We start from the raw sequence: 24135 nt of genomic DNA on the forward strand, positions 1-24135 counted from the left end.
GCGATGTCGGCACCCTGCTCGCCCGGAGGCGTGATCAGGGTCAGCGCCAACAAATCCGCGGCAACGGTGACGAGGGCACCGCGTTCCTTGGCGGCGGCGATCACGGCAGAGTGGTCGAACACCCGGCCCGAAACGCCCGGCTGCTGCAGCACGATGCCGTTGATATCGCCGTCGGGCAGTCCCTGGGACAGGTCCGCGATCTCCACCTCGAAGCCCAGCGCCTCGGCGCGGCCCTTGACGATGGCGATGGTCTGCGGCAGGCAATCGGCGTCCAGGACGGTCTTGCCGTCATGGGCCGTCTTGTTCTTGTTGGCCCGGCGCATCATGAGGACCGCTTCGGCCACGGCGGTGGCTTCGTCCAGCAGGGAGGCATTGGCGATGGGCAGGCCGACGAGGTCCTGGACCATGGTCTGGAAGTTCAGCAGTGCCTCGAGGCGGCCCTGGGAAATTTCCGGCTGGTACGGGGTGTAGGCCGTGTACCAGGCCGGGGATTCGAGGATGTTGCGGCGGATCACCGGCGGAGTGACGGTGTCGTAATAGCCCTGGCCGATCATCTGCACGGCCGTCTTATTCTTGGCCGCCAGCTTGCGAAGTTCAGCCAGAACTTCCACCTCGCTGAGGGCGTTGGCCAAGGTGAGCGGTTTGTCCTGGCGGATGGAATCCGGGACGGCGACATCCACCAAACCATCGACACTATCGTAGCCAACAGACTTGAGCATGATGTCAACGTCGGTTTCCCGTCGTACGCCGATATGCCGGTCCGCGAAAGCGGTGGGGATTGATTGAACAGTCAAAAGGAACTCCAAGGTAGGGCCGGCCACGGTGGCACGGCTTCGGTTTGGGTTCCTCCCCGCTCTGTATTGGACCTGAGAGATTCCGCAGGCTTGGTTGCCCGCTTGCACCGTCGGTGAGCCGGACCGAAGCCTGGCTGCTTTCCAGAGTTGCCTCGCCGCGGCGGTACGGGGGCCTGAGAGATTCCTGGGGAGGATTTGCTCCTACGGCGCCTGCCCGGTTGATGACTGGGAGGACTCTCCCGCCACGGTTCGAAAGGCATATTCAGATTTGGGTGATTCGGCTCACACCATACACACAACGTCAGCGCCGGGGCAACATCCGGTATCGGAAATAGCTATCGGCGGAGGGTCATCAAGCGAGGAGATCACGAGGCAAGGCGGAGTTGACATTCCTTGGTGACCTATCCCACACTGAGTCGGTGGCCGCCCAGAAGGAGTCAAGCCACGGACGTTACCAGCCGACACGGCCCCAAGGCCACGATTGTTGAGAATCACGCAGTTCGTGCGGTGTCGTTTGGTTTGAATTTCCTCCACACCTGCGTGATTCGCTTCACCCAAACTGAATACTGCTTATGATCTGCGGCGGGAGAGCCCTGCCGGTACATTCAGCAGGCGCCGTAGGAGCAAATCCTCCCCAGGAAACTCTCAGGCCCATGTACCGCCGCGGCAAGGCAACTCTGGAAAGCAGCCCAGGAACCCGGGCTCACCGACGGTGCAAAGCGGAACTATGCGAAAGCACGGAACCGCGGAATCTCTCAGGTCCAATACAGAGCGGGGAGGAACCCCGAATCATCGTGGCACGCTGGTGCCACTTGAACGATGGAGTTCCTCATGACGATTCATCACCCACCCGCCATAGCTAGTGAAGCACCGCATCTTGATCGGCAGCTCAGCAACCGACACATCCAACTGATTGCAATCGGCGGCGCCATCGGCACGGGCCTGTTCATGGGGTCGGGCAAGACCATCTCGGCGGCCGGACCGTCCGTGATCTTCGTGTACATGATCATCGGCTTCATGCTGTTCTTCGTCATGCGCGCCATGGGCGAACTGCTGCTGTCGAACTTGCACTACAAGTCCTTCAGCGATTTTGGCGCGGACCTCCTGGGTCCGTGGGCAGGCTTCTTCACTGGCTGGACCTACTGGTTCTGCTGGGTGATCACCGGCATAGCGGATGTCATTGCCATCGCCGGTTACTCAAAGGAACTCTGGCCGAGCCTCCCGCTGTGGATCCCGGGCCTGGCCACCATCGCCATCCTGCTGCTGCTGAACTTGACCACGGTGAAGGCCTTCGGCGAGACGGAATTCTGGTTCGCCCTCATCAAGATCATCGCGATTGCGGCTCTGATCGTGGTGGGGCTGTTCATGATCTTCAGCGGGTTCCAGTCCGAGGCCGGACCGGCAAGCTTAGCCAACCTCTGGAGCCACGGCGGCTTCTTCCCGCATGAGTTCATGGGCTTCGTGGCCGGCTTCCAGATTGCCGTCTTCGCGTTCGTGGGGATTGAGCTGGTGGGCACCACCGCGGCAGAGGCCAAGGACCCGGAGAAGAACCTGCCCCGAGCGATCAACTCCATCCCGGTGCGGGTGCTCCTTTTCTACGTGGGCGCCCTCATCATCCTGATGTCCGTCACGCCTTGGACCCAATTTGCCGCCGGCCACAGCCCTTTCATCGCCATGTTCTCCTTAGCCGGCCTCGGCGCAGCCGCCACGGTGGTCAACCTCGTAGTTCTGAGCTCGGCCATGTCCTCGGCCAACTCCGGCATCTACTCCACCTCGCGCATGGTGTACGGCCTGGCCAAGGAGGGCGACGCCCCGGCTCTGTTCAGTGGCCTCTCCCGGCGCAAGGTTCCCCGCAACGCCCTGTTCCTCTCCTGCGTGCTGCTGCTCTCCGGCGTCGTCCTGATGTACGCAGGACAGGACGTCGGCAAGGCCTTCGATATGGTCACCACCGTGTCCGCTGTCTGCTTCGTCTTCGTCTGGTCCATTATCCTGGCCAGCTACATCGCCTTCCGTCGTCGTCGCCCGCAGCTGCACGTCGCGTCTAAGTTCAAGATGCCCGGCGGGCTCCCCATGGTGTGGGTGGTCTTCGCGTTCTTCGCTTTTGTGCTCTGGACGCTGACCACCCAGCCGGACACGCTGACGGCACTGCTCGTCACGCCGGTCTGGTTCATCATGCTCGGCGTCGCATGGTTCTTCCTCCGCCGCCGTCCAGCCCACCTGGCCCGCTACGCGAGGTTCCAGGACGAGCTCCAGTCGGACCAGGATGCCGCAAACGTGTCCATCCGCGCGGGTGCCCGGGGCGGACAATGACAGCCGCCTCACAAATCATTGCCCGGCACCGTCGCCGGGCCCACTGAACTAAATCGAGAACACGCCGTCGCTCGCATCACTAAGCGAGCGACGGCGTCGTGCTGCCCGGGGGAGGGGTTTACTGATGCATCGCCTCATGAATCTGGAGCGCAAACCAAAGTTGGGCCAGTGTGGACGTTTCGGTCATGTCGAGCCCGGTCAATTCGCTGATTTTCCGGATGCGGTAGATGATGGTCTGGCGATGGGCGAAGAGCGCCGCGGCGGTCTTTTGCCACGACCTTTGGGTGTCTAAGTAGGTTTTCAAAGTCACGATGAGATCGCCTTCCTGGCTCTGTTCGTACGTGAAGATCGGGCCGAGCAGCCGCTGAACCAATGCCGTCCCCTCCTCGAAACTGGTGAGTCCCAGCCACGAGGGCCCCTCTGCGTATCGGGACAGGTTTACGGCATTGCCTTTCGCTGAACCGAGCGCCCACAGCGATTCTTGGAGTGCACGTTGGGCGCCGCCGGCGGACGTAGGCGAGCTGACGCCAATCCGGACCTCGGGCCCCGCGCAGTGGATCAAAACGTCGTCTGTCACCGCCGCGGATACTGCCACATGAAGTGTATTGAGACGCCGTAGGCAAGCGGCCTGAAGTCCGTGGCGCCAGAGTTCGACGTGAATGTTTGCCAGCCGCTCGCCGTCGTCGGCCCCTATCGAAACCATCACGAAGTTCTGCGCCGAAATATCAAAAGCAGTGAGTCTGATCTCCAGTTCCGCGACCCCGAGACGTCCATCGAACGCCTGCAGGAGGAATTCGCCCGCCAGGCGATGCCGGCCTTCCAGGGACAGGGCCGACCGCGAGAGTTCCAGCCCCAGCACCGTCGCCGCATGCAGAAGCACGACGGCGTCAGGGTGCGGATCGCTTTTCGGCAGCACCACCAGCACCGCATTGGCGTGGGTGGGGATGTCCATCATCAACACGTGCCGGTCCCGCAGCCGATGCCATTGGAACTTCTTCCCGGTCATGGGTATCTGCCCTGTCAAGGGGGCCAATTCCGACTGTAGGAAGTCCGGCAGCGGCTCACCATGTGGATGCCAGGGATGAAGGCAGCGCCGGTCCACGACGAACAGGTCCGCTTCGAGCTCGGCCTCAAGGCCTTGGATAAGGCCCTGCCAATGGTCCTCGGATGTTCCCGCCGTACGGAGCAGGTCATAGACCCGGGCCGTCTGACGCAGGCGCCGCGATTCCTCCAACAAGGAAGCCTCAGCTACCGCTCGCGCGATAGCGATGAAGGGCAACGGATACGGAATGCTGATCAGCGGCAGCGGCAGCAGTTCGCATGCCTCCAGAAACTCGGGCAACAAATCCGGGGCATGCATCTTTTCCCCGATGGCCAGGGCGCTGGCGCCTGCATCGACGAGCGCCTCGGCGAGCGCTACTTGGCCTTGTGCGTCGGCCGGGATGGACAGGCCGTTGGTCATCATCAGTTCGCCGCCGGTTACCCATTCCCACAGCCTCGGCAGGTCAGAAGTGTGTGCCCAGGTGATTCGGTTGTCCCTGCCTGTGGATCCGGCCAAAAGCGTGAGTCCGAGCTGGGGTTCCGCTACGAGCTCAGCCACAGTGATCGCCATGAAATATGCTCCCAGCGCGTTGGTTTCCGGCCAATTCAGGGGCCCTTAGACAAATGTATAAGAGCCTCGGCCATTTGTAGTCAATCTACCGCTATACGCCGTGATGCACGTCACTAACAATTGGATTACTTACTTCCCGCTCAAAGGCGAGCACCTCCATCGCAACACCGAAACGCTGCGGGCATCGCCGCTCGGCAGCACTGCACAAAGGATCCCGGAATGACAAAGCACAAGCCCATCGGCCCCGTCGACGCAACAAAAGTCCCCCGGTATGCAGGTCTCGGCACCTTCGCCAGGCTTCCCCAAATCGACCGCGTTCCGGACTACGACATTGCGATCGTCGGCGTACCGTTCGACGGCGGAACGTCCTTCCGGCCAGGCGCCCGGTTCGGTCCTGCCGCGGTCCGCGAAGCCTCCCGGCTGCTGCGTCCCGGCTACCACCCCGAACTGGACGTCGAACCTGTGTACGAAGTCCAGGTTGTGGACGCTGGCGACATCGCCTGCACGCCATACGATATCACCCGGGCGGTCCGCGAAATCGAGGAGCAGGCACGGCCACTGATCAGCGAGGACAAGAAGCTCATCTCGATCGGTGGCGACCACACTATCGCCCTTCCCATGCTCAGGGCCTTGAACAAGGTGCATGGACCGGTCGCGTTGCTGCACTTCGACGCCCATCTGGACACGTGGGACACCTACTTCGACCAGCCGGTCACCCACGGAACCATCTTCCGGCGGGCTTTTGAGGAAGGCCTCCTTGTGGAAGATAAGTCGATGCACGTCGGCATCCGCGGTCCGGTCTACGACCGCAACGACTTCCTCCGCGACCATGAATTCGGTTTCCAGATCATCCGATGCTCTGACCTGGACGTCATCGGTGTTCCGGCAGCCATCGAACGCGTCAAGGACCGCCTGGGCGACACGCCTGTCTATGTCTCCATCGACATCGACGTCCTGGACCCCTCCTACGCGCCGGGCACCGGCACTCCCGAGATGGGCGGGCTACATTCCCGCGAGCTTCTGGCCCTGCTCCGCGGCCTGGACGGCATCAATATCGTCGGAGCAGACGTCGTGGAGGTCGCTCCTGCCTACGACCACGCAGACATCACCACCGTAGCCGCGGCCACCCTCGTCTTCGACCTCCTCGCGCTAATGGTGAATCGCGGCAAGGCCTCCGCCAACGCCCTCCGCGAATTGCAAGCAGCCTCCTGGACCGCATCATGAGCACCCGAAACAATCCCGCCGCGGCCACCGAAGTGCCCCGGCTCGAAGACAAGACCATTCAGCCCATCCCGTTGAATGAACGCCACGGGAAAGCCCGGGACCTCTTCACCATCTGGTTCGGTTCCAACATCATGATCATGACTATCGTGACCGGCGGACTCGCAACAACGGTGTTCGGGCTCAGCTTTGTGCCCGCCATCGTGGGAATCATCCTTGGAAACGTCATCGGTGGCATCTTCATGGCGCTCCACTCCGCCCAGGGACCGCAATTGGGCGTGGCGCAGATGATCCAAACCCGCGGCCAATTCGGCTCCTTCGGGGCGCTGCTGATCGTGGTCATCGTGGTGATCATGTACGTCGGATTCTTCGCCGCGAACCTTGTCTTTGGCGGCGAAGCAATGGCCGCGGTCAGCCCGGACATCAGTGTTGACGCAGGAATCATCATCATCGGGGTCGTGAGCGTTGTTGCCACGATTTTCGGCTACCGGCTCATCCACGCCTACGCACGCTTCCTAAGCATCGTGGCTGGTTTGGCGCTGCTGCTGGCCTTCGTCTGGATCATGTTCGTCCACGGTCTGCCTGCCACTTTCCTGTACCAGGGAAACTTCAACTGGGTTGGCTTCATGGCCACCGTCTCCGTATCCGCCTTGTGGCAACTCGCCTACGCTCCCTACGTCTCGGACTACTCCCGCTACATGCCGCAAGGCACCGGCTCGGCCCCGGCGTTCTGGGCCTCCTACTCAGGCTGCGTCCTGGGCACGCTCTTCCCGATGATCCTGGGTGCATTGGTGGGAACCCTGGCGGTCACGATGGGCGCAGACGCTGGCAACGTCGAAATCGTCGGCAGCATGGGAGCGTTGCTCCAGCCATGGACCCTGGCAGTCGTGGGAATCTTCTGCCTCGGCGTTGCAGCGTCGAACGCCATGAATCTCTACTGCGGCGTCCTGTGCAGCCTCACTATTGGGCAGACGTTCAAGCCGAACTGGTTGCCTCGCGCCAAGACCCGAAGCGTCGCGGCAATCATCCTCTTTACATTCGCGCTCCTGATCTCGCTGTTCGCACGCGACAATTTCATCCTCTTTTACACCAACTTCCTCTCCTTCCTGATGTATGTGCTGGTCCCTTGGACGGCCATCAACCTGGTGGACTACTACCTTCTCCGGCACGGCGATTACAGGGTTGAGGACTTCTTCAAGCGAGACGGCGGAGTGTACGGCCGCTTCAACTGGGTAGCGATCGGTTCCTACGTGGCAGGTGCCCTGGTGCAGCTTCCATTCTCGGCAACAGCGATCTACACCGGGCCCGTCGCGGCGGCCATGGGCGGCGTGGACCTCTCCTGGATTATCGGCCTCGTCGTGGTTGCTCCGCTCTACTACGTCGCGGCACGCACGTTTCGAAAGAAGCCGGAAGCCGAGCCCATTCCAGCGCCCGTACTTGCAACTGACCTCATCTGAAAGCGAAGAATCATGACACTCACTGGCACCGAACAGTTCACCGTCCGACGCTCCCCCGCGAACCGCAGCCCCGAGGTTCACAGCCTTGGAGGCGTGCTGCCGCTGCCTCCTGGCGGGCACTTCATTGGAGGAGCGTTTGTTGCGGGTTCCTCCACGCACTTCATTGATGTCGTAGACCCCACCACTGAGCAGGTCATCGCCTCCGTAACGGCCGGCACGGCCGCGGATGTTGACGTTGCTGTTGAAGCAGCCGTGGCGGCGCAGAAATCCTGGGGCGCCACCACGCCGAAGGAGCGGTCCGAGGTTCTGAATCTGATCGCCAACATCATTGAAACCAATCGTGAAGCCTTTGAAGTCATCGAGTCCGCCAACACCGGCAAGCCGCGAACCGTTGCGGAAGACGATGTTTCCAGCACCATTGATACGTTCCGTTTCATGGCCGGGGCTTCCCGCACTCTGACGTCCATGGCTGGCGGCGAGTATGCAACCGGCCACACCTCGGTGATCCTCAGGGAGCCCGTGGGCGTGGTCGGCGTCATCACCCCGTGGAACTACCCGCTGCTGATGGCCGCCTGGAAGATCGCGCCCATCCTTGCCGCGGGGAACAGCATCGTCCTCAAGCCGTCCGAGCAGACGCCGCTCTCGACGCTCAAGCTTGCAGAGCTGCTGGCCGGCCGCATTCCGGACGGAATCCTCAATGTCGTGACAGGACAGGGCCGAACCGTCGGACAGCGGATTTCCGAACACCCCGACGTTGCCCTCGTCGCCTTGACGGGGAGCGTTGTCAGCGGACAAGCAGTGGCGGAGACTGCAGCCAAATCAGTCAAGCGCGTCCATCTGGAACTCGGCGGCAAGGCTCCGGTTGTTGTATTTCCCGACGCCGACCTCCACGCTGCCGCCGCCGGCGTGCGAAACGCCGGCTACTGGAACGCCGGCCAGGACTGTGGGGCTGCATGCCGCGTACTTGTGCACGAGTCGGTTGCCGCCGAGTTCACGGAACACCTGGTGCGCGAAGTCAGCACCCTGGTGGTCGGGGTTCCAGAGGCGGGGGACGATGTGGAAATCGGACCTATGATTTCCCGCCCGCACTTCGAACGCGTCAAGGAATCGCTGGCCGAGGCGAAAGCTGCCGGCCTGCACATGGCCATCGGCGGTTCTGCGTTGGAAGGCCCGGGTTACTTCATCGAACCCACGGTCATCAGCAACGTCCCGGCCGGGGCGCATGTTGCCACTCACGAGATCTTTGGCCCCGTGGTCACCGTCGAGACTTTCAGTTCGACCGAAGAGGCCATCACACGGGCGAACGAGAGCCCCTATGGACTATCCGCCTCGGTGTGGACCCGGGATTCGAGCCTCTCATTGAGCGTTCCGAAGCAACTCGACTTCGGAACCGTCTGGGTCAATTCGCACTTGGTGTTGGCTTGCGAGGTACCGTGGGGCGGATTCAAGGGATCCGGCTACGGCCGGGACCTCTCGCTCTACGCCCTGGACGATTACTCCCGCACCAAGCACGTCATGATCAACCACGGCGCATGAGCGTTCAGACAAGCAACGGAGCTTAGCAATGACCACCGCGAACCTTCCCCACACATCAGTCTCGCCACGCGCGGCCACCCCGCCGGCCCCTTTCGGAACAGACGTCACCTGGACCAATTGGGGCGGGAACCAGAGCGCCACGCCGGCCTTCACCGTCCGGCCGCGGACTGAGCAAGAAGCGCTCGACGCCGTTCGTTTCGCGATCCGCGAAGGCCTGCCTGTGCGGGCGGTCGGCTCAGGGCATTCGTCCTCGCCGCTGGTCCAGACGGGGGGCGTCCTGATGGACATGTCCGCACTATCGGGGATCACCGGAACTGACCCCATCCGGCGTCGTGCCAGGGCCCTTGCCGGTACCACCATCAATGCCTTCGGCGACCCGCTGTGGGAGCAAGGCCTCGCGCTGGCCAACCAAGGCGACATCGACAAACAGCAGATTGCGGGGGCACTCTCAACCAGCACCCACGGCTCCGGGAAGGACCTGGGGAGCTTCTCGTCGAGCCTCCGTTGGGTGAAGCTGATCAATGGTTACGGCGAGATCGTCGAAATCGGCGAGGGGCAGCTCCGCGAACTCAGGGCCGCACAGGTGGCTTTGGGTACGCTCGGGATTTTCCTCGAGGTGGAGTTGGCGGTTGAGGACCGCTACTACCTGCAAGAACAGATCACATACCCCACTTGGGCCGAGACCACCGCAACATGGCAATCCGACATCGATGCGAACAGGCATTACTCGTTCCTCTGGTGCCCGGAAGAAGGCTCGTGCGAGCTCCTGGACCTCCCGGGTGCACCAGGTCTGAACATGGCAAACCGCAGCTACACCAAGCGGTACAATATCGCGCGGATCCAGGACGAGGGCGAAGTTTCGAGTGCGGAAGGTGCCCGGCTGGACCGCTCGTACCGTATTTACCCGGGCGGATTCACCACGCCGTTCCATGAACTCGAATACTTTGTGCCGAGCGAGGTTGGACTGGCCGCCGTCGAGGCCGTCCAGAACCTGATCCGAACCAAGCACTCTGACCAGAAATACCCCGTGGAGGTTCGCTGGGTGAAGGCTGACGAGGGCTACATGTCCCAATTCCAGGGACGCGACACCACCGTCATCACGCTGACCACCGAACCTGGGACCGACTACTGGCAGTTCTTCCGTGATGCCGATGCGGTGCTGCAGGAATTCGAGCCGCGTGCGCACTGGGGAAAGATCCACTTCATGACCAGGAGCCGGTTGGAACGCCTCTACCCGGAGTTGGATACCTTCATCCAAGTACGGCGGGAGTTCGATCCGCGCGGCATATTCCTCAACGACCACACCCGCTCCCTGGTGGGCTGATCCCTCGAAATTGCGCCGTCGGCCGGCCTCCCGCGACGCCTCGGGGGAGTCCGCGCCAACGGGGACGCGGACTGTGCGGCTGGGGCCGCGGAGCCGTCCGGCCTTCAGGGCGGCGAGCTCGGGGGATCTTGTGGGCCCTGACGTGCGGCCTGGGAGCCAGCCCCTTGGCCTGGAGTTCCGCGGCTATGCGTGTGATGTCGCGTTCCAGCACCTCCCGGTCGATCAGGATGACCGGGGTGTCGAGCGTTTCCAGGATGGTGTTCATGCTGTCCTTCGGCGCTGTGGGTGGTCAGCGGTCCGTGGCCCTCTCGGCGAGCAACAGGCCAGCCAGTTCATGCGGTGCCACGATGGTGGGCCAGGGGCTTAGGCTCGCGCCGCTCGCCCAGCGGACGATGAACGATACCCGTTCTTCCGGGGAGTCCCCGCCGTGTCCGCCGGCGTCTAGGTGTCCGTGATCCGCGACCACCACCAGGAGCCATTCTTCACCGTGTTCGGCCGCGCGCTTCCCGACGGCGTCCCGGATGCGGGCCACGTGCCCGTCCACTCGGGCCAGCGCATCCTGGTACTGCGGGCTGAGCGCACCGTAGACGTGCCCGGCGTCGTCCACATCGCAGAAGTATACGAAGGACACGTCGGGCACCCGGTGGGAGCTCAGCGCCGCGAGGGTGAAGTCCGTGATCTCGGCGTCGATCCGGATGAAGCCGTGCGTTTCGCCGTCGCGGGAGACGACCGTGTGGAGTCCGGCTTTCTGCTGCTCCATCCGCTGGTGGATGACCGGTCCGAGCCCTTCCGGGGAGACCAGCGGCGGCCAGCCGGCCGCGGCGAACGTCCGGGTGGAGGTGTCCTGGTAGAAGGCCCGGGACAGCAGGTCCGGGTGGCCGAAGAGGCGGTGCCCCACGAAGGTGTTGTCCCGGACGCCGTGCTGGTCGTGGGTGGTCCCGGTCAGGAGGGAGGACCAGCCCGGGCCGGACAGTGTGGGGACGTCCATGGTCATGTCCCGGTGGTCGCCTTCTGCGGCCAGGGACCTCAGGGTGGAGGCGGAGTCCGACTCCGCGGCAAGGTCCCAGCGGAGCCCGTCGATGCCGAGCAGGATGATGCGGGGCTGAGGGGCGGGGCTCATAGGGCGCCGTCCCGGGCTTCGGCGAGGACGGGGAGCGTGACGTCTGCGAGTGAGCCGAGGACCGTGCGGCCGGGAGCCGCCTCGATCGGGACGGTGGAGGGCACGACGACGACGGGGCACCCCGCCGCTTCGGCCGCGGCGAGGCCGACGGGGGAGTCTTCCACCACCACACAGTGGGCGGGCTTGGCTCCCAGGCGCCGGGCCGCTTCGAGATAGGGGTCGGGGGCCGGCTTGGACGCGGGGGTGTCCTCGACCGCCACCACGAGCGTGAACAGGTCACGGCCGAGCCGGTCCCGGACCAGTTCCACCACGCGGCGCGGCGAGGCGGAGACGATGGCCGCGGGGATCCGCTCCGCGGCCAGGAGCCGGAGGAGTTCCAGGGCGCCGGGACGGGGCACCACTTCCTGGGCGACCAGTTCGGTGAAGGCCTCGTCGAGCCTGGCGGAGAGGTCCTGCGCGGTGAGGGCGTTCGCGGTGGGCGTGGTGGCTAGGAGGTGGGCGGCCGTGTGCCCGGAGGGGCGACCCAGGACATCGGGCCCATCCTCGGGTCCCAGTTCCCGGCCCAGGCCGAATGCTACGTCCGCCACGGCGTCCCACCAGAGGCGTTCGGTGTCCACAAGGGTTCCATCCATGTCGAAGAGTACGGCTGCGGGCATCATGCGGTGGTTTCCTCGTTCCGGGCCTGGTCGATCAGGACGGGGCGTTCCGGCAGGCCCAGCCGGATGCGTGCCCCGGTGGGGAGGGTGGATGCGTGGGTGGTGGGGACATCCGCCACCGCCTCGCGGCCGCCGTGCAGGCGAAGGGTGAGTCGCGTCGTCGCGCCCAGGAAGGAGGCCGCCACCAGTTGTGCCGGACCGTCCGGAGCCGCGCTGACGGTGAGCGCTTCGGGACGGACCAGCACGTCGACGTCGGCCGTGCCGTCCCGGCCGTGCAGACTCCCCTGGACGGGGCGGCTGAGGCCCAGGACGTCCACCAGGGCGCCGTCGCTGCTGAGCCGGCCCGGGAGCCGGTTCATGGTGCCTACGAATCCGGCGACGAAGGGGGTGGCGGGGGAGTTGTATAGCTCCTCCGGGGTGGCGCACTGTTCCAGGCGCCCGTCCCGCATAACGGCCACGCGGTCCGCTATGGACAGGGCTTCCTCCTGGTCGTGGGTGACGAAGAGGGTAGTGATGCCCAGTTCCAGCTGGAGACGGCGGATCTCCTCCCGCAGGGATTGGCGGACCTTGGCGTCCAGGGCGGACAGTGGCTCGTCCAGGAGGAGCACCCGCGGTTCCAGAGCCAGGGCCCGGGCCAGGGCCACGCGCTGCTGCTGGCCTCCGGAGAGCTGGCGGGGGTAGCGGCCGCCCTGGGTGGGCAGGCCCACCAGTTCCAGGAGTTCCTGCGCGCGGGCACGGCGTCTGGCGGCCGGGGTACCCAGCATGCGCATCCCGAATGCGACATTGTCCGTCACGCTCAGGTGCGGGAAGAGGCTGTAGGACTGGAACACCATGCCGACGTCGCGGCGGTGAGCGGGAGTGCCGGTCACGTCCACGCCGTCCAGCAGAACCTCACCGGAATCCGGGGTCTCGAAGCCAGCCACCATGCGCAGGGCGGTGGTCTTGCCACAGCCGGAGGGGCCCAGCAGTGCCAGCATCTCACCGGGATTCAGCGTCAGATTCAGGCCGTCCAAGGCCATGGTGGCGCCGAAGGCGCGCCGCAGTCCGCGGAACTCCAAGGTGGCGCCGGCGGTTCCTGCGGAGGCTGGGCGCGGATCAAGGGTGAACGCGGTCATGAGGTCTCCTTGGAGGCTTTGGAACGGCCGAGTTTCGCGACCGCGAGAAGGATGAGCCAGGTTCCGATCAGGCCGACCATGGAGACGGCGACGGACAGCTGGGCGTGGGAGCCGCTGATGGCGACGGTCCAGACGGCGAAGGGCTGGAAGCCGAGCAGTGCGGACACGGCGTACTCGCCGAGCACCATGGCAATGGTCAGGAAGGCGGTGTTCAGCAGGGCATCCCGGAGGTTGGGCAGAATCACCAGGAACAGGGTCCGGAACCAGGACGCCCTGCAGGACCGTGCCGCCTCCACCAGGACCTTCACCTCGATGGCGTTCAGGCCCGCCTCCAGGGTGGTGTAGGCCAGCGGGAGAGCCATGAGGGCGTATGCGAGTACCAGGATGACCGGGAAAGCGGGCTGCTGCAGGGAGGCAAGCAGCGGGAAGCCCGGGGTGTCGTAGAGCCAGTCAGTGGCCCAGCGCAGCACGGTGGTGATGCCGGCGCCCAGCGCCACCGCGGGCACCACCAGGGGGAGCATGCAGACAACGGCGACCAGGGCTTTCGCGCGCGGCGCGACCAGGCGCACGGCCAGGAGAGCGGGAAGCAGGAGGCCGAAGACCAGAATGATCGTGGCGCCGGCCAGAAGCAGGGTGAGGCCCAGGCTCTGGGCCAGGCCGTCCGTGGTGAAGATGGCGGTGTAGGCGTCCAGGCTCGGCTTCTGCCGGGGGTCGCCGAGGCCGACGGTGAATGCGAGGGCACAGAGCAGGGGGACCAGGAAGTAGACGACCGCCGGGGCGAGGGCGATGGTGCGACCCAGCCGCGCTTCGGGGGCGGTGCGGCGGACCCGGGGCCCCCGGGGGGCGGTCAGGAGAGCCATCGGGAGGTCCTTCGCTGTAGCACGAGCTGGATGCCTATCACCAGGGCGGCCACGATGATCATGTCCATGCCGAGGGCGAGGGCGATGTTGGACTGACCCACCAGGACGTCGCCCGTCAGGGCGGAGGCGATTTTCACCGTCACCAGCGGGATGGAGCTGCCCACCATGGCGGCCGCCGTGGCGTAGGCGCTGAAGGCGCTGCCGAATAGGAGGACGAATCCGCTGAGCAGGGTGGGGAACAGGATGGGGAAGGCCACATGGCGCCAGTACTGGAATCCGGTGGCGCGGTTGTTCTGCGCCGCTTCCCGCCACTGTGGCTTGAGGCCGTCCAGTGCGGGGGTCAGCGTGAGCACCATGAGGGGCACCAGGAAGTACAAGTAGACGATGGCCAAGCCCCAGAAGGTGTAAAGGCTCCAGCCCTTGTCCGCGAGCCCAAAGAACCCGGTGAGGACACCGGCATTGCCAAGGGTGGAGACAAAGGCGAAGGCGAGGGGCACTCCGCCGAAGTTGGCGATCACGCCGGAGGCGGACAGTACGGCTTCCCGCAGGCCGCGGAAACGCGAGGTGACGATCGCATAGGCGAGCGGAAGGCTGACCATCGTGGCGACGAATGCGGTGAGAGCGGAGAGGCGGATACTGCCCATGAGGCTTTCCAGATAGGGGCCGTCGAACGTCGCTGCGAAGTTGGCGTCTGTGAATACGGTGCCACCGGCGTCGTTGGTCGTGGTTATGGACCCGGCGGCCATGGCGGCCACGGGGAGACCGAGAACGACGGCGGCGAAGGCGAGCAGCGGGATGACCCCGAGCCAGCCGGCGGAGGGGCGGGCGGCACGGCGGCCGGGAGCCTGAGGCTCCTGGCGCCGGGTTTTGGCACCCGCATCGGCGACGACGGCGCCGGGTGCGGTGAGCGTCATCAGGAAACGGCCTTCGTCCAGCCGTCGGACACTGTGGACTTGGCCTTCTTGCCTTGTTCCTCCGAGGGGTAGCTGGTCTTGTCTTGGAGGATCTTGGGCAGCCGGGTCAGGGCGGTCTTGTCCACGGTGCCGTCGGCGATCATGGTGGGCAGGAGCACCGGGCGGGCGTAGCCCTTCAGCCAGAGGTTCTGGCCTTCGGCGCTGAAGAGGAATTCCTGCCAGAGGCGGGCGGCGGCTGGGTGCGGGGCCCACTTGACGATGGCCTGGGAGTAGTAAAGGGAGAACACGCCGTCCTCCGGGATGGCGACCTTCCATTCGATGCCCTTGGCCTTCAGTTCATCGGCGTAGGCGGCGTTCCGGTAGTCCCAGACGATGGCGATGGGCGTCTCGCCCTTCTCCATGGTGGCGGGAGTGGCCTCGACGGGGTTGAAGTTGCCGGTCTGCTTCAGCTTGGTGAAGAAGTCTAGGCCGGGCTGGACGTTGTCGAAAGAGCCGCCATTGGCGAGTGCGGCCGCGAACACGGCGCTGTAAGCGGAGGAGGATTTGGCCGGGTTGCCGGTGAGGGCCACCTTGCCCTTGTACTGCGGGTCTGCCAGCTCGGAGAATTTGGTGGGGCACTTCGCTACGCGCCCAGCGTCGCAGCCGATGGAGACGTAGCCGCCCATGTCGTTGTACCAGAGGCCTGTGGCCTCCTTTTGGGAGTCCGTGATCTTACCGAAAGACGCCACCTTGTACGGGGTGAGCAGGCCCTGTTTGGCGGCTGCGACGTCGAAGTCGTGCCCGACGTCGATGACGTCCGGGGAGCGGTCCTGGCCCTTCCGGGAGGACACTGCATTGATCTCGTCCTGGCTGGAGGCGTCCGGGTTCTCCACCTCGACCTTGATGCCGTACTTCTTCTCGAAGGTGGAGATGACCTCGCCGTAGTTGGCCCAGTCGTTCGGGAGGGCGATGGCGTTGAGTGTGCCTTCCTTCTTGGCGGCAGCGATCAGGGCATCCATGCCGCCTCCGGCCTCGACGGAGGATGCGGTCTTCCAGTCCACGGCGCCCTTGGATTCGGCGGGGGCGGCGTTGCCGGAGGAGCAGGCGGCCAGGCCGCCCACGAGCAGTGCCGCGGCGCCGAAGGCGCTGATGCGGCGGAGGGTGGGGTTCATGACGTTCTCCTTAGAAGTTGGCTATACAACTTGCCGAAACCACTGTCAGGGCCGCAGGTGTACATCAGGTGAACAGGAAGGAGTGGGTGAGCGAACTGCCGGAGCACTTTCAGCATTGAACCTTTGTTTTTCCGAGGATTTCGAGGTCACGCTGTACCGTGGAGGCATGGTTGACAAGGCATTGGAATGGGGTGGCGGAAGCGTGGAGACCGAGGGCGCCCAGTACAGGAAGTTGGCAGCCAATATGCGCCGCGAGATCGAAGCGGGCGAGTTTGGAAACAACGGACGGCTCCCCAGCGAGGAGAGCCTTGCTGAGCAGTACGGGGTCTCCCGGGGTACCGTGCGCAACGCCCTTGCCCTGCTGCGGGCCAACGGCCTGGTGACCTCCCGGCGCGGGACCCGGCGCGTGGTCCTGGGCACGGCGCGGACCCAGAGCTTCCAGGAGCTCCTGAGCTTCACGGCCTGGGCCCGGGCGCAGGGGGAGGAGCCTGGCGCCCGCACCATGCACAGCCGCGTCCGCCCGGCGACCGTCGCGGAGAGGGAGGTTCTGCAGCTCGCCGCCGGGGATGAGGTCACTGAAGTCCTCCGGCTGAGGCTCCTCGGCCGGGTCCCCGTGATGCTGGAGCGCACTGTGTATCCGTCCAGGATAGGCGCAGTGATCGAGCGGCTGGCCGCGGACAACCTCTCGCATACCGAAGTCCTCGACGCCTCCGGAGTCGTGTTCGCGGATAGTGAGCACACCATCGACGTCGTGGCCGCCAATCAGACCGATGCCCAGATGCTGGGCTGCGTCGAAGGTGTGGGCCTGCTTCGGGAGATCCGCCGTGCCACCGATCCTGCGGGCGTGCCCCTGCTGTGGTCAGAGGACAGATTCCTGCCGGGAACTGTGTCCTTCGCGGTGCACAACTCGGCGTCGGTCAGTTCACTTGCCCGCCGGCGCGGAATCCGCTGAATCAGGAGTTCCGGTAGTTCCTGCGTGGGACGTTCGAAGAACGGAATTGAAAGCAGATGCCTGCTCGAAAGCGTCCAGGCATTCGGCGTGAACACCCCGGGCGGGATCGGTGACCAGCTTCCAGGGCACTCCGATCCGAATGCCCCGCAGGCTGCGGGCCGGGCTGATGTCCCTCATGGCCTCGGGGGCCAGGAGGGACATCAGGGCTGCGCAGTCCCGTGCTGTCCTTGCCATCGGGCCGATGACATCCAGCGACGGGCTTGCGGGGAGGCAGCCTTCGGGGGAGATGAGTCCACGCGTCGGCTTGAATCCGGTGATCCCGCACATGGCTGCGGGGATCCGGGCGCTCCCCGCAGTGTCTGTGCCCAGTCCTGCAGGGAAGATCCCGGCAGCGATCCCGTTGCCGGTTCCTGCGCTCGAACCGCCGGTCCACCGTCTTGGGTCCCAGGGGTTCCTGGGGATCGGGAAGGGTCGCTGCGGATCAGGGCGTCCCGCAGCGTGCTCGGCCATCGTGGTCTTGCCGAGGACGATCCCTCCAGCGCGGCGGAGGCGGTTTACCGCTGGCGCATCCCTCGACGCCCACCACGATGGGTCGAAGACGAGACTCTGACCGGTGGTAGGCGCCTCCCGGGTTGCAATGAAGTCCTTGATGCCGAGCGGCACGCCAGCCAGCGGGCCAAGGTCCTCTCGGACTTTCGGGCCCGGTCGATCCTGGCAGCATCCCGTTTGGCCCCGGAGCGTGCTCTCGCCATGGACGTGAGGTCGGGGAACGAGTCAATCACGGTAGTCCTCCCGGGACGGGCCGCGGGCTGCCTCTTGCTTCTCCTGCCTGCCGGAGGCTGTCGAGTTCCGTGAGCCGCGAGGGCGTGCGGGAATCTGGAGCGGTGTCGCGGCCGGGACTGCAATCTTGGTGGTTGCGGTCTTCCTTCGTTTCATCCGCGTTCCCGCTCAACCGGCGATGGAGGGAACTGCGGTTTCGACGGGGAGCCAGCCCTTTAGGTCTTTCACGGGGCGGCCTCCCTGGATGATGAGGCCGATGCTGGCAGGGTCCGCCAGGAGCGAGATGTCCTCGAGAGGGTCGACGTCTGTGACGACCATGTCGGCGAGTTTGCCGGCCTCGAGGGTTCCGAGATGATCCTCTAGCCTGAGCAGTTCGGCCGCGTTCCTGGTCCCGGCCTTGATGGCTTCCAAGGGAGTGAGCCCGAGTTCGACCAGGTAGTGCTTCTCTCGCTTGAGGAGCTCGGCTATCCCGTCGGTTGGCTAGATCGCTACTGACGGCCTTCACCTGCCGAGCCAGCCATTCACCCGTCTACGGGCAAACTGCTCGGTCACAGCGGCTGGGTTATCCCCAGCGTTGCCATCGATTCGGAGACCGGATGCAGTCCACCCGCGGCGATCGCATGGTTGGGCGGCTTAGTTTGGCCGGGGGTTCTTGAGAAGGTGGATGCTGACGACCTCGCTGGTGTCTCGCGTTGTGACCGTGATCCCGTCACCGACAATGTCCAGGAAAAGGATGGCTCTTTCGCCTACCTTGAGTTTCCCGATGCCCAGCAAGGGAATCTCTTCGGTGTCCATCCTGAGAATTGAGACGCCTGCCGTCCGGTATGCGGCTTCTGGGTCTTGGTCCGCTGGCAGGCGCGTGAGGCTTGGGGAGCCGCCGAGGGCGATCCGGTAGAGGGAGCCTGTCGATGTGCGGAAGGCAAACGTTCCGGTGTCTGTGTCGGTAAGTTCCTCGATCCATGCCATAGCCTGATTTTACGTTGGAAGGGCACGGGGGAGTCGTGGGCGCCGCCGGGGGATTCCTGGGGGTTGTTGTGCTGGTTTTGGGATCTGGAGGGAAATGGCTGAGGGCCCCGCAGCTCCTGGCTGCGGGACCCTCAGTAATCCATAACAGGGAACCTGCCCCTGTCTTCCTTTACAGTTTACTGCCAATGGTTTCAAGAGTTGGAAGCCGGTTCGAGTTCCACCTCGGGCACAGCATTCCCCTCGACAGAGGGGGTTTTTGCTTTAACGTGTGGACAAATCATGTGGTGAGGTCCCTCTCACTCCTTGTTCCGGCTGCGCCTGCTCCCGCCAAGGTGATTGTCCTGTCGGCGGCCGGGCTGCAACCGTAGCGCCTGGGGTGACCCGGGCAAAGGGTTGTCTCTGGTGTGGCTTCCGAGACGGGGGGCGAGGACCGGGACCGTTCTGCGCCCTGACAGAGCAGACTGGGGAGTTGCTTCGGCAGCCACCGGAGCGCGGGTCGGATCTGGACCCGCGGCGTACTAAATTCGGTGCCTCGGGCGGGAAATATGCAGAATCCGGGCTCGCACCGGCATAGTTAAGCTCTTGGGCCCCTGATGGGTACAGTCACCACATGAATGCAGGACGGAAACGAACAGGGGCTTGACTTGGCAGGGAATGCAACCTTCCGGCACAGCAACACCGCGCTGCTCTCGGTGAGCTGCGTCGAGGCTCCGAGGATCGTGAGTTCAACGGAGTTCGACCGCAGGTTGGCTTCGACCCTGCATCGGCTGAAGTTCCCGCCGCGGCTGCTTGAGCGCGTTGCCGGCATCACACACCGCCGCTGGTGGGCCGCTGGGACATCGTTCGATGATGCTGCGGTCGAAGCGGGCGCCAAGGCCTTGGCCGAGGCTGGCGTCGAAGCGTCGGAAATCGGCCTGCTGATCAATACCTCGGTCACGCGGCGCAACCTCGAACCGTCCGTGGCCGTGAAGATCCACCATGGACTCGGCCTGCCGTCGTCGGCCATGAACTTCGATCTGGCCAACGCCTGCCTCGGATTCGTGAACGGCTTGATCCTGGCGGCCAACATGATCGACTCAGGCCAGATCAGGTACGCGGTAATCGTCAATGGCGAGGACGCCCAGGTTACCCAGGAAGCCACGCTGGCGCGACTGCAGCGGCCTGAGACCACGCGTGAAGACTTCAGCCGGGAGTTTGCCACCCTCACGCTTGGATCCGGGGCCGCCGCAGCCGTCTTGGGCCCGGCGGACGAGTACCCTGGGGCGCACCGGCTTATCGGCGGCGTGATGCGTGCCGGCACCGAACACCACGAATTGTGCGTGGGAGGCATCGACGGCATGACCACCGATACGAAAGGCCTGCTCGACGGCGGCCTTCAGCTCGTCGTCGATGCCTGGCACGAAGCCCAGCCAGAGTGGGACTGGGCTGCCATGGACCGCTATGTCACGCATCAAGTCAGCAATGCTTATACCCAGGCGATCATTAAGGCCATTGACCTGGACCCGGACAAGGTTCCGATCACGTTCCCGTACTGGGGCAACGTGGGCCCTGCCTCGCTCCCCATGACACTGGCAGCCGAGGCGCAGTCACTGAGCTCCGGGGACCGTGTCCTGTGCATGGGTGTTGGTTCGGGGCTGAACGCTGGAATGGTGGAAATCGTTTGGTAACCACCAATTGGCCCGGGCTCAACCCGGAATGGTCCCGCACAATCGGCGTAAGGTCCACATCGGCCGTCGATGCGCCAGGCACAGTGCACCGTTGGCACCTGTTGGACAACGGCGCCGAGCTCTCCCGCCGTGGCCTGGCTCCCGTCGGCACCCTGCTGTGCGTGCATGGCAACCCCACTTGGTCATATCTGTGGCGGACGCTCCTGGCCGCCGGATCCGACGCCGCACATCCGTGGCGCGTTGTGGCGGTGGACCAACTGGACATGGGCTACTCAGACCGCAGCGGCACATTCCGGCGCCTGGCAGATCGGATCAACGACCTGGGCGACCTTACCGACGCACTGGGCCTGGACGGGCCGGTCGTTACGGTGGGTCACGACTGGGGCGGGGTCATCAGCCTAGGCTGGGCCTTGGCGCACCCGCAGCACCTCGCCGGGGTGGTGCTGACGAACACAGCCGTCCACCAGCCCGCCGATTCCGCAGTCCCGCCGGCCCTCCGGCTTGCCTTGCACCCCGCCGTACACCAGTGGGGCACGACGACGTCGGACGCCTTTCTGCGGGTGACACACTCGCTGGCAAACCCGCCGCTGCCCGCCGACATCCGAAAGGCCTACATGGCCCCCTACCGCGGAGCCCACCGCCGGCACGGGGTGGGGAACTTTGTTGCGGATATTCCCGCAGATGCTTCCCATCCCAGCTTTCCGGCGCTCAAACGCGTAGCGGAAGGGCTGTGCGGGCTGAAGGTCCCGGCCCTGATGCTCTGGGGTCCCCGGGATCCGATCTTTTCTGATCGGTACCTCAAGGATCTCATCAGCCGGCTTCCACACGCGGACGTGCATCGCTTCGAAGGCGCGGGACACCTCGTGGGAGAAGACCGAGACATTGCCACACCTGTCTTCCAGTGGCTTGACCTGCTCGGCGGTGTCAGCGGAATCGATTCCCCGACATCCGAAGCGACAACGACCGGTGGTCAGTGGTTGAAGGATGCGGCCGTGCGGGAGCCGGCGGGATTCCGGCCCCTTGGGGATTTGCTCGGCGAACTGGCGGCATGCCCGGCGAAAGGAGATACAGCCGTTGCGGAAATGGCGCCGGACGGCAGAATCAGCCGCTCCCTCAGCTGGCAGCAGCTGGACCGGAACATCCTGGACCTTGCCGCGGGGCTGGGGGAAGCCGGAGTGCGGAGCGGCAGCCGGGTGAGCCTGATGGTTCCACCCGGAGTGGACCTGACGGTAGCCCTCTACGCCTGCCTGCGGCTGGGCGCGGTGGTGGTCGTGGCCGACGCCGGGCTGGGAATCAGAGGTCTGAGCCGCGCGCTGAAGGGCGCCACCGCCGATTTCCTCATCGGAATCGACAGGGCCCTGGCGGCTGCTTCGGTGCTCGGCTGGCCGGGACGGCGGATCAGCGTACGGGACCTCCCGGCCGCCCGCCGCCGAATCCTGTCAGTCGAAACCTCCCTCGCCGCCCTGGCCCGGCGCTGCGCCGGACGCGGTGCAGGGCGGCCGGCGCACACTGTGGACGCAACTGCCCCAGCCGCTGTACTCTTCACGTCCGGCTCCACCGGTCCAGCCAAAGGCGTGCTCTATACGCACCGGCAGCTGGCCGCGATGCGGGATACATTGGCCGAAACTTTCGGAATCCGTTCCGGTGCCCGACTCGTGGCGGCCTTCGCCCCGTTCGCCTTGCTTGGGCCGGCGCTCGGAGCGGTTTCAGTGACGCCGGCCATGGACGTTACTGCGCCCCGCACCTTGACGGCCCGCGCGCTGGCGGAAGCCGCCGCGGCCATAGACGCTACGGTGGTCTTCGCCTCGCCGGCGGCTTTGCGCAACGTCCTCGCCACCCAGGATGCCGTGAGTGGGACAGGGCATAAAGCACTGGAACGTGTCGAGTTGCTTCTGTCCGCCGGCGCGCCCGTCCCGGGGCCGCTCCTGGCGGAGGTGCAGCGGTTGCTGCCCCGGGCCTCGCTGCATACCCCATACGGGATGACAGAGGCGCTTCCGGTCACCGACATCAGTTTCGAACAAATCCAGGCAGCCGATGCCGAAACTGCTGCCGGCACCGTTCTGGGAGCGGGCAATGGCGTGTGCGTAGGGATGCCCGTGCATGGCGCCCGCGTGGCCATCGTCCCACTGGCTGCGGATGGCACCGTACCCGGATCCCAGTTCGTGACGGAGGCTGGCGTGACCGGCGAGATCCTGGTCAGTGCCGCGCACGTCAAGGAAACCTACGACAGGCTCTGGCTGACCCAGCGGGAGAGCATCAGCCTGCCCGGATGGCACCGCACCGGCGACGTGGGGCACCTGGACGCCCTCGGTCGGCTCTGGGTGGAGGGACGTCTCGCCCATGTCGTGACGGCGCACGGGTCTGTGGTGACGCCCGTGGGCGCCGAACAGGCCATCGAACGCCTGGAGTGCGTCCGGCTGGCCGCCATCGCTGGAGTCGGACCAGCAGGGACGCAGGCCGTCGTCGCCGTCGTCGAGACCGTACCTCCCTCCCGCAAGGCCGGGCCTGCTGCGCCGCAGCTCGCCGGGCGTGTCCGCGGGGCGGCCCTTGAGGCTGGCGTCAATGTCTCCGCTGTGCTCGCAGTCCCCGCACTGCCCACCGATATCAGACACAACGCCAAGATCGACAGGACCCGCCTGTCCCGCTGGGCTGCACGGGTGCTGGCCGGCGGCCGCCCGGGAGAGCCATGAGGGTCCTCGTCACCGGCGCGAGCGGGCTGCTCGGACGGGAAGTGGCCCGGCTACTGGTCCGCCAGGGCCATGCCGTGGCCACGTTCCAGCGCCGTCCCTCAGGAGTCGACGGCGTTGCGGACTTCTGCGGGTCCGTAACGGACGATGCAGCGCTGCGGGGAGCAGTCGACGGGGCAGAAGGAATCATTCATCTGGCCGCGAAAGTTTCTTTTACAGGCCGCGCCGTGGAATTCGACGAGGTCAACGTCGAAGGGACCCGCCGCCTGCTTCATCTCGCCCGTGCGGCCGGGGTACGGGACGTGGTGTTTGTCTCCTCCCCGTCCGTGGCCAACTCCGGCACCGCAATCGTAGGGCTGGGCGCGGAGCCGGCTGATCCGCAGCGCGCGCACGGCAACTACTCCCGCACCAAGGCCGAGGCGGAGTTGCTGGCGCTGGCTGCGGACGCTCCGGAATTCCGGGTTACAGCGGTGCGCCCTCACATCGTCTGGGGCCCCGGCGACACCCAACTGGTGGAACGGGTCCTGGCACGCGCTAGCCGCAGCCGCCTGCCGCTGCTCGACGCCGGCGCGGCCCTCATCGACACCACCTACGTGGACAACGCCGCCTCGGCCATCGTCGCCGCGCTGCACCGCATGGAATACGTCCATGGCAGGGCCCTGGTTGTGAGCAACGGCGAGCCACGCCCGGTCGGCGAGCTGCTGGCGGGCATATGCGCTGCAGGCGGCGTCCCCGCGCCGTCGTGGACTGTGCCGGGTGGGGTGGCGCGGGCGGCGGGAGCGGTGGTGGAAAAGCTCTGGACCTGGGCAGGGCGGAAGGAGGAGCCGCCGATGACCAAGTTCCTTGCTGAGCAGCTCTCCACCGCCCACTGGTTCGACCAGCGCGAGACCCGTGAACTCCTCAACTGGACACCCGCTGTCTCGCTCGATGATGGACTGGCGAGGCTGGCCGAGCACTATAGTTCCGGCTCAGCGGCGCGGATTCACCGATCCTGAGCGTTAAGTGAGTTGGAT

Annotated in this window: 18 protein-coding genes, 2 pseudogenes and 3 riboswitches; of the genes and pseudogenes, 9 read left to right on the top strand and 11 right to left on the bottom strand. The window is 65.2% G+C overall.

All coding sequences use genetic code 11. The features are described 5' to 3' along the window. Window positions 1-794 (bottom strand): annotated as a pseudogene (locus NFJ07_RS00005) (glycine dehydrogenase (aminomethyl-transferring)); the annotation flags it as partial. Window positions 795-945: 151 nt separating this feature from the next. Continuing rightward, window positions 946-1046, bottom strand: a riboswitch (glycine riboswitch). Between the two features lie 321 nt (window positions 1047-1367). Beyond that, a riboswitch (glycine riboswitch) is annotated at window positions 1368-1465 on the top strand. A gap of 1 nt (window position 1466) precedes the next feature. Then, window positions 1467-1574, top strand: a riboswitch (glycine riboswitch). A gap of 51 nt (window positions 1575-1625) precedes the next feature. Between NFJ07_RS00005 and cycA the strand changes: the two are divergent. Then, complete coding sequence (cycA, locus tag NFJ07_RS00010; RefSeq protein ID WP_269991595.1) at window positions 1626-3104, top strand: D-serine/D-alanine/glycine transporter; 1479 nt, start codon at window positions 1626-1628, stop codon at window positions 3102-3104. Between the two features lie 118 nt (window positions 3105-3222). Here the strand turns inward: cycA and NFJ07_RS00015 are convergent, their stop codons facing one another. Beyond that, window positions 3223-4716, bottom strand: coding sequence for a PucR family transcriptional regulator (locus NFJ07_RS00015; protein ID WP_269991597.1), 1494 nt, complete (start codon window positions 4714-4716; stop codon window positions 3223-3225). Between the two features lie 219 nt (window positions 4717-4935). Here NFJ07_RS00015 and speB point away from each other — a divergent pair, with 219 nt between their 5' ends. From speB to NFJ07_RS00035, 4 genes are read left to right on the top strand one after another with little or no spacing between them, the layout of a single operon-like run. Next, complete coding sequence (speB, locus tag NFJ07_RS00020) at window positions 4936-5940, top strand: agmatinase (RefSeq protein ID WP_269991598.1); 1005 nt, start codon at window positions 4936-4938, stop codon at window positions 5938-5940. Continuing rightward, window positions 5937-7394, top strand: a complete 1458-nt coding sequence (locus tag NFJ07_RS00025) for a purine-cytosine permease family protein (RefSeq protein ID WP_269991599.1) — start codon at window positions 5937-5939, stop codon at window positions 7392-7394. The genes speB and NFJ07_RS00025 overlap by 4 nt, the downstream gene beginning before the upstream one ends. Before the next feature lie 12 nt (window positions 7395-7406). Then, window positions 7407-8930: an aldehyde dehydrogenase family protein gene (locus NFJ07_RS00030; RefSeq protein ID WP_269991601.1), complete on the top strand. Its 1524-nt coding sequence runs from the start codon at window positions 7407-7409 to the stop codon at window positions 8928-8930. 28 nt (window positions 8931-8958) lie between these two features. Continuing rightward, the gene (locus tag NFJ07_RS00035) at window positions 8959-10254 is read left to right on the top strand and encodes a D-arabinono-1,4-lactone oxidase (RefSeq protein ID WP_269991603.1); all 1296 of its coding nucleotides are present in this window, start codon (window positions 8959-8961) and stop codon (window positions 10252-10254) included. Window positions 10255-10543: 289 nt separating this feature from the next. On the opposite strand, the gene NFJ07_RS00040 is transcribed toward NFJ07_RS00035, so the two are convergent. The 6 genes from NFJ07_RS00040 to NFJ07_RS00065 are packed head-to-tail and all read right to left on the bottom strand — an operon-like array spanning window position 10544 to window position 16070. Beyond that, entirely contained in the window at window positions 10544-11374 is an 831-nt protein-coding gene (locus NFJ07_RS00040) for an alkaline phosphatase family protein (RefSeq protein ID WP_269991605.1), read from the bottom strand. Beyond that, window positions 11371-12033: an HAD family hydrolase gene (locus NFJ07_RS00045; protein WP_269991606.1), complete on the bottom strand. Its 663-nt coding sequence runs from the start codon at window positions 12031-12033 to the stop codon at window positions 11371-11373. Before NFJ07_RS00045 ends, NFJ07_RS00040 begins: the two co-directional genes overlap by 4 nt. Beyond that, entirely contained in the window at window positions 12030-13145 is a 1116-nt protein-coding gene (locus NFJ07_RS00050) for an ABC transporter ATP-binding protein (protein WP_269991608.1), read from the bottom strand. Before NFJ07_RS00050 ends, NFJ07_RS00045 begins: the two co-directional genes overlap by 4 nt. After that, window positions 13142-14005, bottom strand: a complete 864-nt coding sequence (locus tag NFJ07_RS00055) for an ABC transporter permease subunit (protein WP_269991610.1) — start codon at window positions 14003-14005, stop codon at window positions 13142-13144. Before NFJ07_RS00055 ends, NFJ07_RS00050 begins: the two co-directional genes overlap by 4 nt. Further along, entirely contained in the window at window positions 13993-14919 is a 927-nt protein-coding gene (locus tag NFJ07_RS00060) for an ABC transporter permease (RefSeq protein ID WP_269991611.1), read from the bottom strand. Before NFJ07_RS00060 ends, NFJ07_RS00055 begins: the two co-directional genes overlap by 13 nt. Further along, window positions 14919-16070 carry an ABC transporter substrate-binding protein gene (locus tag NFJ07_RS00065; protein ID WP_269991612.1) on the bottom strand — a complete coding sequence of 384 codons (1152 nt, stop codon included), beginning with the start codon at window positions 16068-16070 and terminating at the stop codon, window positions 14919-14921. Before NFJ07_RS00065 ends, NFJ07_RS00060 begins: the two co-directional genes overlap by 1 nt. Window positions 16071-16236: 166 nt before the next feature. Between NFJ07_RS00065 and NFJ07_RS00070 the strand changes: the two genes are divergently transcribed. Next, on the top strand, window positions 16237-17022 hold the full coding sequence (locus NFJ07_RS00070; RefSeq protein ID WP_269991613.1) for a GntR family transcriptional regulator: 786 nt from the start codon (window positions 16237-16239) through the stop codon (window positions 17020-17022). Here NFJ07_RS00070 and NFJ07_RS00075 read toward each other — a convergent pair. The 3 genes and pseudogenes from NFJ07_RS00075 to NFJ07_RS00085 all read right to left on the bottom strand — a co-directional run. After that, a pseudogene (locus NFJ07_RS00075) lies at window positions 16993-17697 on the bottom strand (amidase); the annotation flags it as partial. The gene NFJ07_RS00070 and the pseudogene NFJ07_RS00075 sit on opposite strands and share 30 nt — an antisense overlap. Window positions 17698-17970: 273 nt before the next feature. Then, window positions 17971-18270 (bottom strand): amidohydrolase family protein, encoded by a 300-nt coding sequence (locus NFJ07_RS00080; RefSeq protein ID WP_269992137.1) that lies wholly within the window; start codon window positions 18268-18270, stop codon window positions 17971-17973. Between the two features lie 165 nt (window positions 18271-18435). Continuing rightward, a complete protein-coding gene (locus tag NFJ07_RS00085; protein WP_269991614.1) occupies window positions 18436-18768 on the bottom strand; it encodes a hypothetical protein in 333 nt (110 codons plus the stop codon). A gap of 644 nt (window positions 18769-19412) precedes the next feature. Between NFJ07_RS00085 and NFJ07_RS00090 the strand changes: the two genes are divergently transcribed. The 3 genes from NFJ07_RS00090 to NFJ07_RS00100 are packed head-to-tail and all read left to right on the top strand — an operon-like array spanning window position 19413 to window position 24117. Then, a complete protein-coding gene (locus NFJ07_RS00090) occupies window positions 19413-20435 on the top strand; it encodes a 3-oxoacyl-ACP synthase III (RefSeq protein ID WP_269991615.1) in 1023 nt (340 codons plus the stop codon). Next, the gene (locus tag NFJ07_RS00095) at window positions 20429-23125 is read left to right on the top strand and encodes an alpha/beta fold hydrolase (protein ID WP_269991616.1); all 2697 of its coding nucleotides are present in this window, start codon (window positions 20429-20431) and stop codon (window positions 23123-23125) included. Before NFJ07_RS00090 ends, NFJ07_RS00095 begins: the two co-directional genes overlap by 7 nt. Next, window positions 23122-24117, top strand: a complete 996-nt coding sequence (locus tag NFJ07_RS00100) for an NAD-dependent epimerase/dehydratase family protein (RefSeq protein ID WP_269991617.1) — start codon at window positions 23122-23124, stop codon at window positions 24115-24117. The genes NFJ07_RS00095 and NFJ07_RS00100 overlap by 4 nt, the downstream gene beginning before the upstream one ends. Window positions 24118-24135 lie beyond the last annotated feature (18 nt).

The organism is Arthrobacter sp. B2a2-09 (assembly GCF_027587375.1).
Classification (GTDB): Bacteria; Actinomycetota; Actinomycetes; order Actinomycetales; family Micrococcaceae; genus Arthrobacter.

Coding starts and splice junctions, on each gene's coding strand:
- cycA (WP_269991595.1), top strand. CDS start 1,626: ATGACGATTCATCACCCACCCGCCATAGCTAGTGAAGCACCGCATCTT.
- NFJ07_RS00015 (WP_269991597.1), bottom strand. CDS start 4,716: ATGGCGATCACTGTGGCTGAGCTCGTAGCGGAACCCCAGCTCGGACTC.
- speB (WP_269991598.1), top strand. CDS start 4,936: ATGACAAAGCACAAGCCCATCGGCCCCGTCGACGCAACAAAAGTCCCC.
- NFJ07_RS00025 (WP_269991599.1), top strand. CDS start 5,937: ATGAGCACCCGAAACAATCCCGCCGCGGCCACCGAAGTGCCCCGGCTC.
- NFJ07_RS00030 (WP_269991601.1), top strand. CDS start 7,407: ATGACACTCACTGGCACCGAACAGTTCACCGTCCGACGCTCCCCCGCG.
- NFJ07_RS00035 (WP_269991603.1), top strand. CDS start 8,959: ATGACCACCGCGAACCTTCCCCACACATCAGTCTCGCCACGCGCGGCC.
- NFJ07_RS00040 (WP_269991605.1), bottom strand. CDS start 11,374: ATGAGCCCCGCCCCTCAGCCCCGCATCATCCTGCTCGGCATCGACGGG.
- NFJ07_RS00045 (WP_269991606.1), bottom strand. CDS start 12,033: ATGATGCCCGCAGCCGTACTCTTCGACATGGATGGAACCCTTGTGGAC.
- NFJ07_RS00050 (WP_269991608.1), bottom strand. CDS start 13,145: ATGACCGCGTTCACCCTTGATCCGCGCCCAGCCTCCGCAGGAACCGCC.
- NFJ07_RS00055 (WP_269991610.1), bottom strand. CDS start 14,005: ATGGCTCTCCTGACCGCCCCCCGGGGGCCCCGGGTCCGCCGCACCGCC.
- NFJ07_RS00060 (WP_269991611.1), bottom strand. CDS start 14,919: ATGACGCTCACCGCACCCGGCGCCGTCGTCGCCGATGCGGGTGCCAAA.
- NFJ07_RS00065 (WP_269991612.1), bottom strand. CDS start 16,070: ATGAACCCCACCCTCCGCCGCATCAGCGCCTTCGGCGCCGCGGCACTG.
- NFJ07_RS00070 (WP_269991613.1), top strand. CDS start 16,237: ATGGTTGACAAGGCATTGGAATGGGGTGGCGGAAGCGTGGAGACCGAG.
- NFJ07_RS00085 (WP_269991614.1), bottom strand. CDS start 18,768: ATGGCATGGATCGAGGAACTTACCGACACAGACACCGGAACGTTTGCC.
- NFJ07_RS00100 (WP_269991617.1), top strand. CDS start 23,122: ATGAGGGTCCTCGTCACCGGCGCGAGCGGGCTGCTCGGACGGGAAGTG.